The following is a 16,474-nucleotide window of genomic DNA, read 5'->3' as shown; positions in this document are numbered from 1 at the left end:
TGGCCGCACACATTTTTCAGGAGGTGGCCGATGCAGGCTCTCGACGTATTGCTCAACCGTGTTTCCGTCCCACGTCTGGTCGAGCCGGCCCCCACCGCCGAGCAGCGCGAAGCGCTGTTTGCCGCGGCCATGCGTGCACCCGATCACGGTCATTTGCAGCCTTGGCGGTTCCTGACGGTCGAAGGTGCTGCGCGCGAGCAAATGGGTGAGCTGCTGGCAGAGGCGGCGAAGCTGCAGGATGGCGACGTCAGCGAGGCGGTCATCGACAAGGCGCGCAACGGTCCGCTGCGGGCACCGCTGGTGGTCGTGGTGATTGCACGCTTGCAGGATCACATCAAGTATCCGAAGTCCGAGCAGTTGCTGGCGGCTGGCTGCGCGGCCCACGGGATTTTGCTGGCGGCCTATGCGCAGGGCATTGGCGCGGTGTGGCGCACCGGCGACCTGGCCTATTCGGAGCATGTGGCCAAGGGCCTGGGGCTGGCTGAAGGGGAAGAGGTGATTGCGTTTCTGTACCTGGGCACGCCGCAGAAAGAACCGCGCGTTGCGGAGAAAGTCGACCTGACTGAATTCGTCAGTGCCTGGCCCGGTAAAGCGTGACGACCTCGATCAAAGGTGGGAACGAGCCTGCTCGCGATAGCGGTGTTTCAGTCACATTGATTGTGAATGTACTGCCGCTTTTGCGAGCAGGCTCGCTTCCACAGGGGGTCAGGGTTGAACCACTGCGCCGGGGACGAGCGGCAATTCCAGACTCGCGATAAACCCGCCTTCCGGGTGATTGGCCAGCACCAGACTGCCGCCATGTCTCTCCGCTGCCCGTCGTGCAATGGCTAAACCCAAACCATGGCCTGCCGCCGTCTGGCCCGGTGCGCGGTAGAACGGCTCGCCGAGTTGATGCAGGTGTTCGGCGTCGACGCCAGGCCCATGATCGCGCACGGTCACCATGATCCGTTCACCCTGACGCAATGCCAGCATTTCGATCGGTTGCCCGCCCACCGGGTTGAAGCGTTGGGCGTTGCGCAGCAGGTTGTCCACGGCGCGCTCAATCATGGTCGGCCAGCCTTTGAGGTTCAGTTGCGACTCGGCCTCCAGTCGTACGCTTTGCTCCGGTGATGCCAATTGCGCATCCCGTTGCAACGTTGTGAGCAAGGCATTGAGATCGACCTCTTCAGCGCTGGCGTTATCGGCATCGACCCGTGCCAGTACCAGAATTTCGCTGATCAGCGCTTCGAGTCGGTCGCATTCGCGAGTCAGTCGCGGCCAGAGCTTCTGCCGTTCTTCCGGTGTCGCCCGTTCGGCCAAGGCCAGGGCAATGCGCAGCCGTGCGAGGGGAGAACGCAGTTCGTGGGATACATCGCGCAGCAACTGTCGCTGGCTGCCGATCAGGCTTTGCAAGCGTGCACCCATGCGGTTGAAATCAGTGGCCAGTACGCCAAACTCATCGCGACGGTTGGCCAGTTTGACCAGGCTGTTTTGTTGGTAAGTGGTTTGCCCCAGATCATGCACGGCACCGCGCAAACGGCTGAGGGGGCGGGTGATGGAAAGGGTGACGAACAAGCTGAACAGGGTCAGCACCACCAGGGCGATCCCCAGTGCGCTCAGCGGCCAGAGCAGGCTTTCGCGGTGCCAGGCGTCCAGTTCCGGGTGTGGAATACGATAAATCAGCAGGTAGGTGTCACCGGTTTTTTCGCTGGTGTATTCCGCGGTCAGACGGCGCCATGGCAGGCGTCGGTCATCATTGTTCTGGCGTGCTTCGAAGGCCGCCGCGCGACGGGGGAAGGTGCCGCGTACCACTGGATCGCCGCTTTCGTTGAGCACTTGGACGTCGATGTGGTACTGGCGTTTGCGCTGTTCGAGAATGTCCTGGGCGGCGTCCTCGCCCTGGCTCTCATAGGTTTGCGTCCACTCTTGGGCCAGGGTGTTGAGGCCAGGATGGCGACTGAGAATCCACGCGTCCTGATTGAGCATGTGCCCCAGCAGAATGGAGAGTCCTGCAACCAAAGCGATCGCCAGCCAGAAGCTGGCCAGAATACGCCAGAACAATGAGCGCACAGAAAATCCTCGAACTGACACAAACCTGTGTGGGAGCGAGCCTGCTCGCGATAGCGTCGGCACATTCAACATCAACGTGACTGAAAGAACGCTAATCGTGAGCAGGCTCGCTCCCACATTTTCAAAAGCAGCAGACCCAACGGGGTGAGCCATTGGGTCCGGGGGTTAACGCATTATTGCGCTTTTTGCGGTTGTTGCGCTTTCCAGGCCTGGAATTCGGCCCATTCGGCGCGGCGCTCAGCCTGTTGCTTCTGGATCTCGTCGAATTTCTTCTGTTGATCCGGCTTCAGCAGGGCGCGGACGTCGGCTTCGGCTTTCTTGTGGTTGGCGGCCATTTCGTCTTTCATCGCCTTCTGGTCGGCTGGCGAGAGTTTTTCCAGGTACTTCTCGACCAGTTGCTTACGCTCGTGCATCTGCTCGCCCATGATCTTGCGGATCTGGTCGCGCTGTTCGCGGCTCAGGTCCAGTTGGCTGTACGGGCCTTTGCCGTGCATGCCGTGCATCTGACCGCCGTGGCGCGAACCGTCCATTGGCCCACCCATCGGGCCGGTGCCTTCAGGCATGGCCATGGCAACGGTCGGCAGGGCGGCGGCGAACATCAGAGCGATAAGGGTCTTGCGCATGGTGAATCTCCTTGTCTCGTTCCCGGTACGTTCCGGATGAGTACAGATTACGGAGATCAAGGTCAGCGGCGGTCAGTGGAGCGTAAAGCTTGGGTAAAGATGGTTTTGCGCCGACCTGACATAACGCCATGTGGGGCGTCGGTCTGTGGCCAGGGAGCAAGCTCCCTCGCCATAGGTTGCAGTCGGCCAGCTCTTTCTCGGTTTACAGGCTGTAGTAGTAACCGCGGCTACGCAGGGCGACGATGCGCGGACGGCCATCGGGGTGTGGGCCGATCTTCTTGCGCAGGTTGCTGACGTGCATGTCCAGGCTGCGGTCATACAGGGTCAGTTTGCGGCCAAGGGCGATTTGCGCCAGTTCCTGTTTGTCCAGTGGCTCGCCGGGTTGCTTGAGCAGGGCTTCCAGCAAGCGGCTCTCGGAGACGGTGAGGGTGAATTCCTGTTCGTCGATACTGACCACGCCACGCACCGGGCTGAAACACAGGTCGCCCAGTTCCAGTTGGCTGGAAACGGCGGCCGGGTGGCTGCGGCGTAGCACCGCTCGCAGGCGCGCGGTCAGTTCCCGAGGGTCGCAAGGTTTGGCCAGATAATCGTCGGCGCCCAGCTCCAGACCAAGGATGCGGTCCAGCGGTTCACCACGGGCCGACAGCATCAGCACCGGCAAGTCCGGGTGATCGCTGCGCAGCTGCTTGAGCAGTTCCAGGCCGCTGCCGTCCGGCAACATCACATCCAGCACGACGGCTGCCGGGGACGTTTCGGCCAGTGCACGACGGGCGCTCTGACCATCGTGACAGGCACGGACCTGAAAGCCTTCCTGGCTCAGCCAACTGCTCAGGAGCTCGCACAGCTCCTGGTCATCATCAATAAGTAACAGCTCGCTCATGACTCACTCAATTTAGCCATTGTCGACGTTTTCGACTTGCACCACTGGCGAAGATACCGCAGAGCAGGGCCAATAGCGCAACTCCTGCGCCAATGACGAACCATTGTTGCTGGTCGGTCAGCAAGCGCGGCAGAGGGCTGCTGGCCTGGGCCTCCTTGAGTTGCAGCTTCAAGCGCTGGTTCTCCTGGCGCAAACGGGCCAGCACAGGGCTTTCGCGTTCGCCATCGGCATTCTGCAATTGTTTGCTCAATTCTTCCCGTTGCCGTTCGCTCTCTTTCAAGCGCTGCTGCAACTCGGTGATCTGGCTGCCGGCGCTCAGGGACAGCGGCGTCGAACTACCGCCGCTGGCGCTTTCTTCACCGTGGGCGGGGACCACGATCGATAACGTGACCAACATCAGACACAACGGACCCTTGCGCATCGCGACTCCTGGTTCCAATACGAGTATTGGGCAGTTTGTCGGCCGGCAAACGGGAATAATGAGCGATTGAGAGCGCGATGAACCGATAAGGTTCATCGCGAGAGGGGGAATTACGGCAGGACTTGCTTGAACGGCTTGACCGAAACGTTGGCGTAGACGCCCGCAGCGATGTACGGATCGGCGTCGGCCCAGGCCTGGGCGGCGCTCAGGGAGTCGAATTCGGCAACGATCAGACTGCCGGTGAAACCCGCCGCGCCCGGATCATTGCTGTCGACAGCCGGATGCGGGCCGGCCAATACGATGCGACCTTCGCCCTTGAGCACTTGCAGGCGCTCAAGGTGCGCAGGCCGGGCGGCCAGGCGGGCTTCCAGGGAGTTGGCGACGTCTGTGGCAATGATTGCGTAAAGCATGTCAGTCCTCGGTTTTTGGCGTAGTGGTATCGGCGTCGTGCAGGTGGCGGGACAGGTAGATGCCCTGGCCGACCAGGAACAGCAGCGTCATGCCCAGGCTGCCGAAGACCTTGAAGTCGACCCAGTAGCTCTGGAAGGTGAACGCGACAAACAGGTTGGCGGCACCGCAAAACAGGAAAAACACGATCCAGGCGATGTTCAGGCGCGTCCAGACCGGTTCCGGCAGGGTCAGCGCGTGGCCCATGATGCGTTTGATCAGCAATTGATCACCGACGAAATGGCTGCCGATGAACGCGAGGGCGAACAGCCAGTTGACCACCGGGGCTTTCCATTTCAGGAACGTCTCGCTGTGGAAGGCCAGGGTCAGGCTGCCGAAGACCAGGCAGGCAATGAGGGTCAGCCACTGGCTCTTTTCCAGCTTGCGCTGTTTGATGAATAGCGTGCCGTAGACCACCAGGGAGCTGATGATGAGCATCGCGGTGGCGCTGTAGATACCGCCTACAGTGACCTCGTGGCCGGCAATGTCGACGACCCGTGGATCGATCTTGAAGACGATGAAAAACAGCAGGAGCGGGATGAAATCGATGAATTGTTTCACAGTGGCAGCCAGAAGCAGGATGTGGCGGCATAATAACAAACATATGGGCGCGCGATAGCGCCAGCTGATTTGAGGTTACAAAGCCCCGTGAATGTTGATTTGCATTGCCATAGCACGGCCTCCGATGGCGCCCTGGCGCCTGCGGTTCTGGTTGCGCGTGCGTTCGAGAAAGGCGTGCGAGTCCTGGCCTTGACCGATCACGACACCCTGGAGGGCCTTGATGAGGCGCGCGACGCGGCGAGCGCGCTGGGGATGCAACTGGTCAACGGCGTTGAGTTGTCTTGCACCTGGGGTGGCGCGACCATTCATGTGCTGGGTTACGGTTTTGACGTGAATGCCGCGCCGCTGGTCGAAGCCATTGCCCGATTGCGCGATGGCCGCTGGCTGCGTTCGGAGGAGATCAGTCGAAAACTGGCGCTCAAAGGCATGCCGGGCGCGCTGGAAGGCGCACGGGAGATCCAGCAGGAGTTGGGTGACAGCGGCAACGCGCCGGCCCGCCCGCACTTTGCCGACTGGATGGTACGCGAAGGTTTCGTCAAGGATCGTGCCGAAGCGTTCCGCAAATGGCTGGGCGCCGGCAAGCTGGGCGACGTCAAGCAACATTGGCCGACCCTGGAAGAGACCGTCGAAACCCTGCGCGCGGCCAAGGCCTGGGTCAGTCTGGCGCACCCATGGCACTATGATTTCACTCGCAGCAAGCGTCGCCGCCTGATTGCCGACTATATTCAAGCAGGGGGCCACGCGATTGAAGTGGTCAATGGTCATCAGCCCGCCGAGCAAGTGGGCAGCCTGGCCATTCTCGCCCGGGAGTTTGGTCTGCTGGTCAGCGCCGGCAGTGATTTTCATGGCCCTGGAGGCTGGTCAGAGATCGGTGAGTACCGCCCGGTCCCGGAGGATCTGCCACCACTTTGGTGTCGATTCAAACATGACCCAATTATTGCCGCCGTCTGAACAGGTAGAGAATGTGAGTCAATTTTTCCAGATTCATCCGGAAAACCCGCAAGCGCGCCTGATCAAACAGGCGGTCGAAATCATCCGCAAAGGCGGGGTGGTGATTTATCCCACAGACTCGGCTTACGCCATTGGTTGCCAGATCGGCGACAAGACCGCCGTGGAACGCGTGCGGCGTTTGCGTGGGCTGGATGACAAGCACAACTTCGCGCTGATTTGCAGCGATCTGTCGCAATTGGGGTTGTTTGCCAAGATCGACACCGGCCTTTTCCGCCTGCTCAAGGCCCATCTGCCGGGCCCGTACACCTTCATTCTCAACGCCACCCGTGAAGTGCCACGTCTGCTGTTGCACCCGAAAAAACGCACCATCGGCCTGCGGGTGCCCAGCCATCCGATTGCCTTGGCGCTGCTCGAAGAGCTCGGCGAGCCGCTGATGAGCGTGACCCTGATACTGCCCGGCGAAACCGACCCGATGACCGATCCCTATGAAATGCGCCAGGTGCTTGAGCATCAGGTTGACCTGATCATCGACGGCGGTTTCGGCGGGGTCAAGGCGTCCACCGTGATCAACCTCGCCGACGGCGAGCCGGAAGTGATCCGCGTCGGTTGCGGCGATCCCGCGCCGTTCATGGCCGAAGCCTAGATGTCTGCAGTAGAACCCGTCGACAGTCAGGCCGGAGCCCAGCAAGAGCTGCCCTTCGCGATGGTGTACGGCCAGGCGGTCATGGAGATGCCGCTGGACCTGTACATCCCGCCGGATGCGCTCGAAGTCTTTCTCGAAGCCTTCGAAGGCCCGCTGGATCTGCTGCTGTACCTGATCCGCAAACAGAACATCAACATCCTCGACATTCCGGTGGCGGAAATCACCCGCCAGTACATGGGCTACGTCGAGTTGATGCAGTCGGTGCGCCTGGAGCTGGCCGCCGAATACCTGGTGATGGCCGCGATGCTGGCCGAGATCAAGTCGCGGATGCTGTTGCCCAGGGCCGAAACCGTCGAAGACGAGGAAGATGACCCGCGCGCCGAACTGATCCGCCGCTTGCAAGAGTACGAGCGCTTCAAGGCCGCTGCCGAAGGCATCGACGGGCTGAGTCGCGTCGGTCGCGATGTGCTGGTGCCCAAGCTCGACGCCCCGGAAGCCCGGGCGCGCAAGCTGCTGCCGGACGTGCGGTTGTCGGAACTGCTGCTGTCCATGGCCGAAGTGCTGCGTCGCGGCGACATGTTTGAAAGCCACCAGGTCAGCCGCGAGGCGCTGTCCACCCGCGAACGCATGAGCGATGTGCTGGAACGGCTCAAGGGCGGCGGGTTTGTGCCGTTCGTCGAGCTGTTCACCGCCGAAGAAGGGCGTCTGGGAGTGGTAGTGACTTTTATGGCGATCCTCGAGCTGGTCAAGGAATCCTTGGTCGAGCTGGTGCAGAATGAGCCGTTCGCAGCGATCCATGTGCGAGCCCGAGCCGAATAACGAGTTGAATCATGAACCTGAGTGAACCCCGCGAGCTGGCACCTTTGCTCGAAGCCTTTCTGTTGGCCTCGGGAAAACCGCAATCCCTGGAGCGCCTGTACGAACTCTTCGAAGAGGGCGAACGGCCTGAGCCACCGGTTTTCAAGAAAGCGCTGACGATACTCGCCAAGTCTTGCGATGGCCGCGCCTTCGAACTGAAGGAAGTTGCGTCCGGTTATCGCCTGCAAATCCGCGAAAAGTTCTCGCCGTGGGTCGGTCGTTTGTGGGAAGAACGCCCGCAGCGCTATTCCCGCGCCATGCTCGAAACCATCGCTCTGATCGCCTATCGCCAGCCGATCACCCGTGGCGAGATCGAAGACGTACGGGGTGTGGCGGTCAACAGTCAGATCGTAAAAACACTGATGGAGCGTGAGTGGATCCGCATCGTCGGATACCGCGACGTGCCGGGCAAACCGGCGATGTTCGCCACCACCAAGGCGTTTCTCGATCACTTCAACCTGAAGAACCTAGACGACCTGCCGCCGCTGGCCGAGCTGCGCGAACTGGAGCCCGATCCGGTGCTCGATTTCGACGACGCGCCAGTGCCTGCCGGTCTGCAAGAATTGGCGGACGCCAGCGCCGAGCCGGAAGAGCCCAAGGAAGAAACCAGTTTCCATACGCTGTTGCTGGAACTGGACAGCATGGAGGAGGGGATCAAGACCGATTTCGATGATTTGTTGCGCGATGGCGAGGCATCCGTGACTGATCCGGAGTTCGCTGATGTTCAGCCGGGCACCGAAGTCGCGCAGATCGAGCCGGAGCCCGACCTTGAAGTCGAGCCCGAACCCGACATCGAGCCGGAGCAGGAAGACGACATTCTTGGTGTCGCCGAAGCCCGGGAAAAACTGCTGGCGGCGGTCGCTGCCCTGGAACAGCCGAAACCCGAGCTCAGCGATGAAGAGGCCGAAGCACTGGCTTTAGCCGAAGCCATCGAAGCCGAACGCCGCGAATTCGAAGACTGACCGCAATCCTGTAACCACCCAATCCCCCTGTGGGAGCGGGCTTTGGTAAAACATCACCCAATCACCGGTCGGCGGAAAAGCCATTAAGCTTTGGCGGATCAACTAGTCTCTGATGCGCAAACGCCCTGATGAGCGTATGATTCGCGACCCTTCGGCGATCCCTTCGCCCAGGTACACAGATTTGCAACGTTCCAGGCCACGCCTGGACAGACCACACCGGGAGGTGCCCAGATGAGTATCAACGACCAGAAAGACGACCAGGAAATCGGCCCAGCAGGCGAAAAACTGCAAAAGGTCCTCGCCCGTATCGGCGTCGGCTCGCGCCGTGACGTGGAAGCCTGGATCAGCCACGGCCGCATCAAGGTCAATGGCAAAGACGCCACCCTTGGCCAGCGTGTCGACATGCACGACGCCATTACCATCGATGGCAAGGTGATCAAGCGCGAAGAAGCCGCCGAGTCGGTACGCCGCGTGATCATGTACAACAAACCCGACGGGGAGATCTGCACCCGTGTCGATCCGGAAGGTCGTCCGACCGTGTTCGACAAGCTGCCGCGTCCGAAAGAAGGGCGCTGGATCAATATCGGTCGCCTGGACATCAACACCACGGGTTTGCTGATGTTCACCACCGACGGTGAACTGGCCAACCGCCTGATGCATCCGTCCTACGAGATGGACCGCGAATACGCCGTGCGTGTACGTGGCGAAGTCGATGACGAGATGATCGAGCGCCTGAAAGCGGGCGTTGTGCTCGAAGACGGCCCGGCGCGTTTCACCGATATCCAGCAGGCTCCGGGTGGCGAAGGTTTCAACCACTGGTACCACTGCGTGGTGATGGAAGGTCGCAACCGCGAAGTCCGTCGTCTGTGGGAGTCCCAGGGGCTGGTGGTCAGCCGTCTGAAGCGCGTGCGTTTTGGTCCGGTGTTCCTCAACTCCGACCTGCCGATGGGACGCTGGCGCGAAATGAGCCAGTACGAAGTCGACATTCTCAGTGCCGAAGTTGGCTTGACCCCAGTGGCCATGCCGCAACTGAATGCCAAGAGCAAAGACAAGCTTGAGCGCATGCAGCGCAAATCGTCGCGTCCGATGGCCAAGACCGAGCGTGTACGTACCTTGCGTCCGGCGGCTGGTGCGCCGGCCGCGCCACGCGAAAGCCGCGAGCCGCAGATCGAAGGCGAGCGTCCGGGTCGCAAGCCTGCTGCGCGTCAGGACGGTGAGCGCGGTCCACGTTCGCCACGTCCGGCCAATGGCCGCACCGAGCGCGGCGAAGGTCGTGGTACGCCAGTCGCCGATCGTCCGGCCGACACAAAGCGCCCGGCCAAACCGGCGCCGAAGCGTCCGGGGATCAAGCTGGTCGAGGGTGACAAGCCTTCCGGCAAGCGTCGCGGCGCACCGGCCGGTTCGGGCCAGCGTCCGGGGTTTGGTCGTCGCAAGCCGGAGTGATCGGTAAGCGCTTCATAAAAAAACGCCAACCCTTGGGTTGGCGTTTTTTTTTTGCGCCTGGTTTTAGCAGTGTGTTGATTTTGGGTGCCTCTTCGCTGGCAGGCCAGCTCCCACAGGGTTATTGGGTGTAGCTGAAATTGAGCAGTGCCAGAGATCAGTGTGGGAGCGGGCTTGCCCGCGAAGGCGTCAGGCGCAACGCCGCCATACTGGAAATGGAAATCCGTCGTTACACTCTGTAAAGAAAATCTGACGGAATCCACGGATTATCCCCGTGAAATCCTCACTCTTCTGAGGCTGTAAGAAAATTCTTCCACTTCACTACCCGTTCAGTCTCCATCGAGGGCTCTAACCCGCTTGTTTGAACGCCTCATGCAGGGTGTTATGCGCGCCATGCCTGTCGTGCAGGTGCATAACAAGAAGGAGGCGCAATGAACGCCGCAATCCGTTTTCACCTCTCTGCATGGGACGAGTTTTCTGCCGTCCCCGTCAATGATCCGCAAGGGTCTGAGCCCTTTTTTGCAGCCGCCCGAGCCATTCGGGGTGGACACAGGCAATCCCGGCAACCGACACGCTGATTCAGCGGCGTCTGGCAGCAGGGGGTTAGCGGTGTACAATGCGCCGCGTTTTACCTGTGACCTCCTGCGCACCTGCGCAAACCTCGAGGCTATCCGCCTTGTTCACTCCGCCGCGTCACGAGCGCGTCGGGTTCGATTTCGTCACAGATAAAAACAAACAGGTGACGCATGACCGTTGTAAATACGCTGAACTCCTGGTGCCTGCGCTGGGGTTTGATCGGTGCCGCTTAACGTCTTTCCTGAGCAGCAACGTCGACTGAACATCATCAAACCTTGCGTGAGACCCTTTTCATGAGTGGACAAAACTCGCATTCAGGCGAGCTGAAACGCGGCCTGAAAAATCGCCACATCCAACTGATTGCCCTCGGTGGCGCGATTGGTACCGGTTTGTTCCTCGGCTCGGCCGGGGTACTGAAATCCGCCGGTCCGTCGATGATCCTTGGCTACGCCATTTGCGGCTTCATTGCCTTCATGATCATGCGCCAACTGGGCGAAATGATCGTTGAAGAGCCTGTGGCCGGTTCTTTCAGCCACTTCGCACACAAGTACTGGGGCGGTTTCGCCGGCTTCCTGTCGGGCTGGAACTGCTGGATCCTGTACATTCTGGTGGGCATGTCGGAGCTGACCGCCGTTGGCAAATACATTCACTACTGGGCGCCGCACATCCCGAGCTGGGTCACGGCTGCTGCCTTCTTCATGCTGATCAACTTGATCAATCTGGCCAACGTCAAAGTCTTTGGCGAGGCCGAGTTCTGGTTCGCGATCATCAAGGTCGTGGCGATCGTCGGCATGATTGCCCTGGGCAGCTACCTGCTGGTCAGTGGTCACGGCGGCCCACAAGCCTCGGTGAGCAACCTGTGGTCCCACGGTGGCTTCTTCCCGAACGGTGTCAGCGGCCTGGTGATGGCCATGGCGATCATCATGTTCTCCTTCGGTGGCCTGGAAATGCTCGGTTTCACCGCAGCCGAAGCCGACAAGCCGAAAACCGTGATCCCCAAAGCCATCAACCAGGTGATCTACCGCATCCTGATTTTCTACATTGGTGCGCTGGTTATCCTGCTGTCGCTGACCCCATGGGACAGCCTGCTGGGCACATTGAACGCCTCCGGCGATTCCTACAGCGGCAGCCCGTTCGTCCAGGTGTTCTCGATGCTGGGTAGCAGCACCGCCGCGCACATCCTCAACTTCGTGGTCCTGACGGCAGCGTTGTCGGTGTACAACAGTGGCACCTACTGCAACAGCCGCATGCTGCTGGGCATGGCCGAACAGGGCGATGCGCCGAAAGCGCTGTCGAAGATCGACAAGCGCGGCGTGCCGGTGCGTTCGATCCTGGCCTCGGCCGCTGTGACCCTGATTGCGGTGCTGCTGAACTACCTGATGCCGCAAAGCGCGCTGGAATTGCTGATGTCGCTGGTGGTGGCCACCCTGGTGATCAACTGGGCGATGATCAGCTTCTCGCACTTCAAGTTCCGCCAACACATGAACAAGACCCGCCAGACGCCGCTGTTCAAGGCCCTGTGGTACCCGTACGGTAACTACATCTGCCTGGCGTTCGTGGTGTTCATCCTCGGCGTGATGCTGTTGATCCCGGGGATCCAGATCTCGGTGTACGCGATTCCGGTCTGGATCGTGTTCATGTGGGTCTGTTACGGCATCAAGAACAAGCGCAGTGCGCAACAGGCGTTGCAGGCTGCAAGCGCGAAATAAGCGTAGAGCACAGAAACAACGAACCCGGCCATGTGCCGGGTTTTTTGTTCTTGATGTTCTTGTTTCGCGATTGTGCTGTAGTCTGGTTCCTACAAGGTAGGGTGTCGATTACTACAGTCATTTCGGAACTTTTAATAAAACGGATTAATTCAGAACGGGCCTACACCCTGCCTGCTTGTGTTTGCCCTAGACTCGGGCGCTCCCATTAACCAAGGAGTGCTGATTGTGGCGAGTCAAAGTTACATGAGTATCACCGGTAAGCGACAAGGCTTGATTTCGGCGGGCTGCTCAAGCCAACGCTCTATCGGCAACAAGTGCCAACTCGGCCATCAGGATGAAATCATGGTGTTGGCCTACTCGCACGATATGCTCACGGGTAAAGATGGCAGTGTTACAGGCGGTCGCGGCAGGCATATGCCGATCATGATTACCAAGGCCATCGATAAATCATCGCCTCTGCTGGCAAGTGCGCTGCATGAAGGTGAAGAACTGGACTGCATCATCAATTTATACCGAACCTCCTCGACCGGAGGTCAAGAACGATATTATTCGATACACCTCACCGATGCGCGTATTGCACATATCAGTCAGCAGGTTCCCCATGCCATTCGCATGAATGATGCCGAGCCGCAAGAGTTGGTGTCTATTCGATACGGAAATATTGCCTGGGCGCATGTTCCAGCGGCCACCAGTGCTTATAGCAACTGGATGAAAGAGGGTGACTGAATCTTCCTGCGATATTCATGATGTAACCAGGTCTGCTTCTGATCTGGTTGCAGCGGGATGCGCCATTGGCATGGCGCATATTCCTGACGGTTTTGCACGGCTTCGATTTGGTTCGATGGTCGCCGCCTATGTTGATGAAGTGATTCAGGCGGTTGATGAGGGGGTTATCAGTGCGTGGCAGGCCGTGCAGGAATTAAGAGCCGAATATGAAGACTTGTCGGCAAAGGCGCGCTTTTATCTTCAAAATGGTGTTGGGGTTGTGGCGGGGGTGATGCAGGTTGGGAGCGGTATTTCGGTCATTGGTAGTTCGAGAGGGCTGGGTGTAGTTCCGGGGGGACTAATGGTCGGCCATGGCGTGAATAATGTTTATGAAAGCCTGGGTAATATCTATCTTGGGCCTAATGCTATAGGTACGGTTGGGCCTGTTAGACGTATTTACCAAATGGTATTTGATAATGATTATGAAGGTGATATGAAGTATTACGCAGTTGATCTGGCTCTTTCGGTATATGGGGTATCCAGGCCAGTTTCAAAGCTCGGTTCGGTGGAGCTGTTTAGGCGCGATCCGATTAATTATGAGATGGCTTATCGACAGACCGGGAAATTGGCGTTGTCTCTGGAGGCATTGGTAGATTTGTTAACGATAGATGCGATGGTTTCAGGAGGTGGTGTAGAGAATTAAATGAGGTTGGTGGTTTTTATATTATTCCGCGCATTCTTGGGATATAGAATCGTAAGCCCCAGAAGACCGTAATTGTGTATGCTGAAATAAAAGCGATGTGTCGATGCTTTTCATTAAGATCGATGAGTTTCGTTATTCCCAATGCGATGAGGCCGGCAGGTAGGACGGAGCAAGCAAAAACCAAGAGGGTTACTGATGTGTAATAGCGAATGTTTTCATAGTTCATTTTTAAGTTCTTGTTTGTTGTATTTTGGCTGAAGTGAGTTGTTGTGGTTGTGGGGTTGTTTTATGTGTTTTCTATAAAATTCCCCGCATTCTTGGTGTGTAAAGGCGCAGTCCAAGGAGAACAAGTATTATGTATGAGGCTAAGTATGCGGTATTTAGGTGTTCTTCATCTATATGGATAACCTTGGTTATGCCGAATACGATGACTCCTGCCGGTAAACCAGAGCAGCCTAATACCATGAGGGTAACGACGATGTGGTATCGAATATTCTCAAAATTCATTATCTAAGTAATCGGGTTGGTGTGAAGTCTTAGATTAGTGTGGTCACTGGAAACAATGCAACATCCCTTTTGTAAATCCGACAACACTGTAAGAATAATCCGACAAAGGCTTTTTCAATTTCGCCTGCACCAGTGATTGTCCCCTATTCAAAACGCTATCGCGGTATCCTGAACGCTCCCCACCCCGGACGCTTTTCCATGCTGGTGATTTCCAACAACGTGCACATACCGGATGCCGAGATCGAGTTGACCGCCATTCGCGCCCAGGGCGCCGGTGGGCAGAACGTCAACAAGGTCTCCAGCGCCGTGCACTTGCGCTTCGACATTCCGGCCTCATCCTTGCCCGAGTTCTACAAGGAGCGGCTGCTGGCGTTGCGCGACAGTCGTATCACCAGTGAAGGCGTATTGATCATCAAGGCCCAGCAATACCGGACCCAGGAACAGAACCGGGCCGATGCGTTGGCGCGTTTGACCGAGTTGATCCTCAGCGCCACCAAGGTCGAAAAGAAACGTCGCCCGACCAAGCCGACCCTCGGTTCGAAGACCCGTCGGCTCGAATCCAAGAGTAAGCGCGGCAATATCAAGGCCGGGCGCGGCAAGGTCGATTTCTAGCGGGATTCTCGCGCTTCGCGCTGTTTCGGCGCCTGCCGGTACAAGTAGATGCTGAGCATCAAACCGCTCAAGGCGGCGAGGGCGGCGAACAGGAAGATCGAAGCAAAACCGAAGCCTGCCGCAATCGCGCCGGCCAATGGCCCGGTGATCCCCAGCGACAGGTCGATGAACAGCGAATAGGCGCCAACCGCCGCACCACGGCTGGAAGCAGGCACGAGGTTGACCGCTTCGACCCCCAGCGCCGGAAACACCAGTGAGAAACCAAAGCCACTGAGCGCCGCGCCCGCGAGCGCCCAATGCGCGTCGGGTGCCAGCCACAGCAGCAACAGCCCCAGGGTTTCCACCGACAGGCAGGCAATCGCCACACGAAAGCCGCCGAGACGGTTGATCAGGTTGCCGAACAACAGCCGTGCACCGATGAAGCTGGCGCCAAACAGGCTCAGGCACAGTACGGCGTTGTCCCAATGCCGGGTGGCGTAATACAGGGTGATAAACGTGGCGATAGTGCCGAAACCGATGGAGCCCAAGGCCAGTCCGCAGCCGTGGGGCAACACTCGCCCGAGTACATGCATGAACGGCAAACGCTCACCGACCACAATCGGCGCAGCGGTTTTCGGCCACGCCAGCAACAGTCCCAAAGCGGCCAGCAGCACGATGCTCACGCCCATGCTCCACAAGCCCATTCGATTGACCAGTAGCACCCCCAACGGCGCACCGACCGCCAGTGCGCCATAACTGGCAATGCCATTCCAGGAGATGACTTTGGCGGTGTTCGCCGCGCCAACCCGGCCGATGCCCCAACCAATCGAACCGGAGCCCACCAGGCTTTCCGCGCTGCCGAGCACCAGGCGGCCGACCAGCAGGCTGATCAGACTCAACATCGGCAGGCTTTGGGTCCAGGCTGATATCAACATGAAAACACCACTCAAGCCGCAGCCGGCGAGGCCATACATCACCGCCAGTTTGCTGCCCTTGTTATCGATTATTTTCCCGGCGTACGGACGGCTGAGCAGGGTAGCGAGGTATTGCACGCTAATGACCAATCCAGCGATCACGGCGCCAAAGCCGAGGTCGCTGTGGACGTAGCCCGGCAATACGGCCAAGGGAATGCCGATGTTCAGGTAGCCGATAAAGGTAAACAGGACGATGGAGACAACTTGCAGCGTGACCGCCAGGGGGCGCTGGTTTTCAGACATGGGTAAAGGTCCACGGGGAAGCAGATAGATAGGCTGCTTATGATAACGGCGTAGACGGTCGTGGGTTGTGAAAAAAGTAAAACTATTTGCCGAACGGGATTGTTCAGGGCTTGGCCGGTGCAACCAGTTGCGTAGTGACCAGGGCGGCCAACGCATTTTCTTCGCTGCCGAATCGAGCCAGCAACGCGGCTTGTTTTTCAGGCGGGAGACGATTCCAGATTTCGATCATTTTCTCGGCGGTGCCGATCAGGACGCTGGCCTGCAGCGCTTCATCAAAAGGAGGCGTGAAATCATCGGTCATGGTGCGGGGCTCAGGGTTCAGGCTGTGTGGAAAGCGCATGTTAGCGCTTTCCACACGGTCTGTACGGCGGGTGTTTCAGTCTTCGCTGTCGGCCTTGCGGCTGTCAGTGGCTTCTTTCGGCTGGGGCTGTTGGGCACCGGCTTGTTGCGTGGTCGTCTGCTCAGGTTCGTGCAGGCTTGGGAAGGGGAGATTGGGAATCTCGTGCATAGTCGCGCTCCTCGCTAAGTCTGTTGATAGATCTGGTAGATCCGCGCTTTTAAAAAAAGCCTGGGCAGGATACAGCAGGAGAAATGACAAACAGACTTTTATATCCATTTGTTTCGACGGATG

At 58.7% G+C, this 16,474-nt stretch carries 19 protein-coding genes; 10 read left to right on the top strand and 9 right to left on the bottom strand.

The window, feature by feature from the left end:
- Positions 1-30: 30 nt before the first annotated feature.
- The gene (locus tag ACVWYU_RS14060; RefSeq protein WP_247257669.1) at positions 31-597 is read left to right on the top strand and encodes an NAD(P)H nitroreductase; all 567 of its coding nucleotides are present in this window, start codon (positions 31-33) and stop codon (positions 595-597) included.
- 108 nt (positions 598-705) lie between these two features.
- Here ACVWYU_RS14060 and ACVWYU_RS14055 read toward each other — a convergent pair whose 3' ends face one another.
- The 6 genes from ACVWYU_RS14055 to ACVWYU_RS14030 form a co-directional block, all read right to left on the bottom strand.
- On the bottom strand, positions 706-2,049 hold the full coding sequence (locus ACVWYU_RS14055) for an ATP-binding protein (protein WP_457372920.1): 1,344 nt from the start codon (positions 2,047-2,049) through the stop codon (positions 706-708).
- Between the two features lie 173 nt (positions 2,050-2,222).
- Complete coding sequence (locus tag ACVWYU_RS14050; protein WP_457372919.1) at positions 2,223-2,672, bottom strand: Spy/CpxP family protein refolding chaperone; 450 nt, start codon at positions 2,670-2,672, stop codon at positions 2,223-2,225.
- A 202-nt stretch (positions 2,673-2,874) separates the two neighbouring features.
- The gene (locus tag ACVWYU_RS14045; RefSeq protein WP_027922300.1) at positions 2,875-3,552 is read right to left on the bottom strand and encodes a response regulator transcription factor; all 678 of its coding nucleotides are present in this window, start codon (positions 3,550-3,552) and stop codon (positions 2,875-2,877) included.
- Between the two features lie 7 nt (positions 3,553-3,559).
- Positions 3,560-3,973 (bottom strand): translation initiation factor 2, encoded by a 414-nt coding sequence (locus tag ACVWYU_RS14040; protein ID WP_247257672.1) that lies wholly within the window; start codon positions 3,971-3,973, stop codon positions 3,560-3,562.
- Positions 3,974-4,083: 110 nt separating this feature from the next.
- Entirely contained in the window at positions 4,084-4,383 is a 300-nt protein-coding gene (locus tag ACVWYU_RS14035) for a YciI family protein (RefSeq protein ID WP_008156126.1), read from the bottom strand.
- Between the two features lies 1 nt (position 4,384).
- Complete coding sequence (locus tag ACVWYU_RS14030; protein WP_090324365.1) at positions 4,385-4,981, bottom strand: septation protein A; 597 nt, start codon at positions 4,979-4,981, stop codon at positions 4,385-4,387.
- A gap of 87 nt (positions 4,982-5,068) precedes the next feature.
- Here ACVWYU_RS14030 and ACVWYU_RS14025 point away from each other — a divergent pair, with 87 nt between their 5' ends.
- The 9 genes from ACVWYU_RS14025 (at position 5,069) to arfB (ending at position 14,647) form a co-directional block, all read left to right on the top strand.
- Positions 5,069-5,932 carry a PHP domain-containing protein gene (locus ACVWYU_RS14025; RefSeq protein ID WP_247257674.1) on the top strand — a complete coding sequence of 288 codons (864 nt, stop codon included), beginning with the start codon at positions 5,069-5,071 and terminating at the stop codon, positions 5,930-5,932.
- 13 nt (positions 5,933-5,945) lie between these two features.
- Positions 5,946-6,575: an L-threonylcarbamoyladenylate synthase gene (locus ACVWYU_RS14020; protein ID WP_090327507.1), complete on the top strand. Its 630-nt coding sequence runs from the start codon at positions 5,946-5,948 to the stop codon at positions 6,573-6,575.
- A gap of 60 nt (positions 6,576-6,635) precedes the next feature.
- The gene (locus tag ACVWYU_RS14015; RefSeq protein ID WP_457372929.1) at positions 6,636-7,394 is read left to right on the top strand and encodes a segregation and condensation protein A; all 759 of its coding nucleotides are present in this window, start codon (positions 6,636-6,638) and stop codon (positions 7,392-7,394) included.
- A gap of 11 nt (positions 7,395-7,405) precedes the next feature.
- Entirely contained in the window at positions 7,406-8,395 is a 990-nt protein-coding gene (scpB, locus tag ACVWYU_RS14010; protein ID WP_390956981.1) for an SMC-Scp complex subunit ScpB, read from the top strand.
- 231 nt (positions 8,396-8,626) lie between these two features.
- A complete protein-coding gene (gene rluB / locus ACVWYU_RS14005; RefSeq protein WP_090324361.1) occupies positions 8,627-9,838 on the top strand; it encodes a 23S rRNA pseudouridine(2605) synthase RluB in 1,212 nt (403 codons plus the stop codon).
- 866 nt (positions 9,839-10,704) lie between these two features.
- Entirely contained in the window at positions 10,705-12,120 is a 1,416-nt protein-coding gene (locus ACVWYU_RS14000) for an amino acid permease (protein WP_390956980.1), read from the top strand.
- 225 nt (positions 12,121-12,345) lie between these two features.
- Positions 12,346-12,846, top strand: a complete 501-nt coding sequence (locus ACVWYU_RS13995) for an Hcp family type VI secretion system effector (protein ID WP_457372918.1) — start codon at positions 12,346-12,348, stop codon at positions 12,844-12,846.
- A complete protein-coding gene (locus tag ACVWYU_RS13990) occupies positions 12,839-13,528 on the top strand; it encodes a DUF4225 domain-containing protein (protein ID WP_457372917.1) in 690 nt (229 codons plus the stop codon). Before ACVWYU_RS13995 ends, ACVWYU_RS13990 begins: the two co-directional genes overlap by 8 nt.
- 705 nt (positions 13,529-14,233) lie before the next feature.
- Positions 14,234-14,647, top strand: a complete 414-nt coding sequence (gene arfB, locus ACVWYU_RS13985) for an alternative ribosome rescue aminoacyl-tRNA hydrolase ArfB (protein WP_090324341.1) — start codon at positions 14,234-14,236, stop codon at positions 14,645-14,647.
- Here the strand turns inward: arfB and ACVWYU_RS13980 are convergent.
- The 3 genes from ACVWYU_RS13980 to ACVWYU_RS13970 all read right to left on the bottom strand — a co-directional run bounded on the left by ACVWYU_RS13980 (position 14,644) and on the right by ACVWYU_RS13970 (position 16,351).
- The gene (locus tag ACVWYU_RS13980) at positions 14,644-15,843 is read right to left on the bottom strand and encodes an MFS transporter (RefSeq protein ID WP_090324340.1); all 1,200 of its coding nucleotides are present in this window, start codon (positions 15,841-15,843) and stop codon (positions 14,644-14,646) included. The two genes, arfB and ACVWYU_RS13980, sit on opposite strands and share 4 nt — an antisense overlap.
- 103 nt (positions 15,844-15,946) lie before the next feature.
- The gene (locus ACVWYU_RS13975) at positions 15,947-16,183 is read right to left on the bottom strand and encodes a hypothetical protein (RefSeq protein WP_247257678.1); all 237 of its coding nucleotides are present in this window, start codon (positions 16,181-16,183) and stop codon (positions 15,947-15,949) included.
- Positions 16,184-16,219: 36 nt separating this feature from the next.
- Positions 16,220-16,351, bottom strand: coding sequence for a hypothetical protein (locus ACVWYU_RS13970; protein ID WP_281198496.1), 132 nt, complete (start codon positions 16,349-16,351; stop codon positions 16,220-16,222).
- Positions 16,352-16,474 lie beyond the last annotated feature (123 nt).

This window comes from Pseudomonas sp. TE12234, assembly GCF_054061835.1.
The sequence above is the reverse complement of the archived record's forward strand: the minus strand, read 5'-3'. Positions and strand labels throughout refer to the sequence as shown.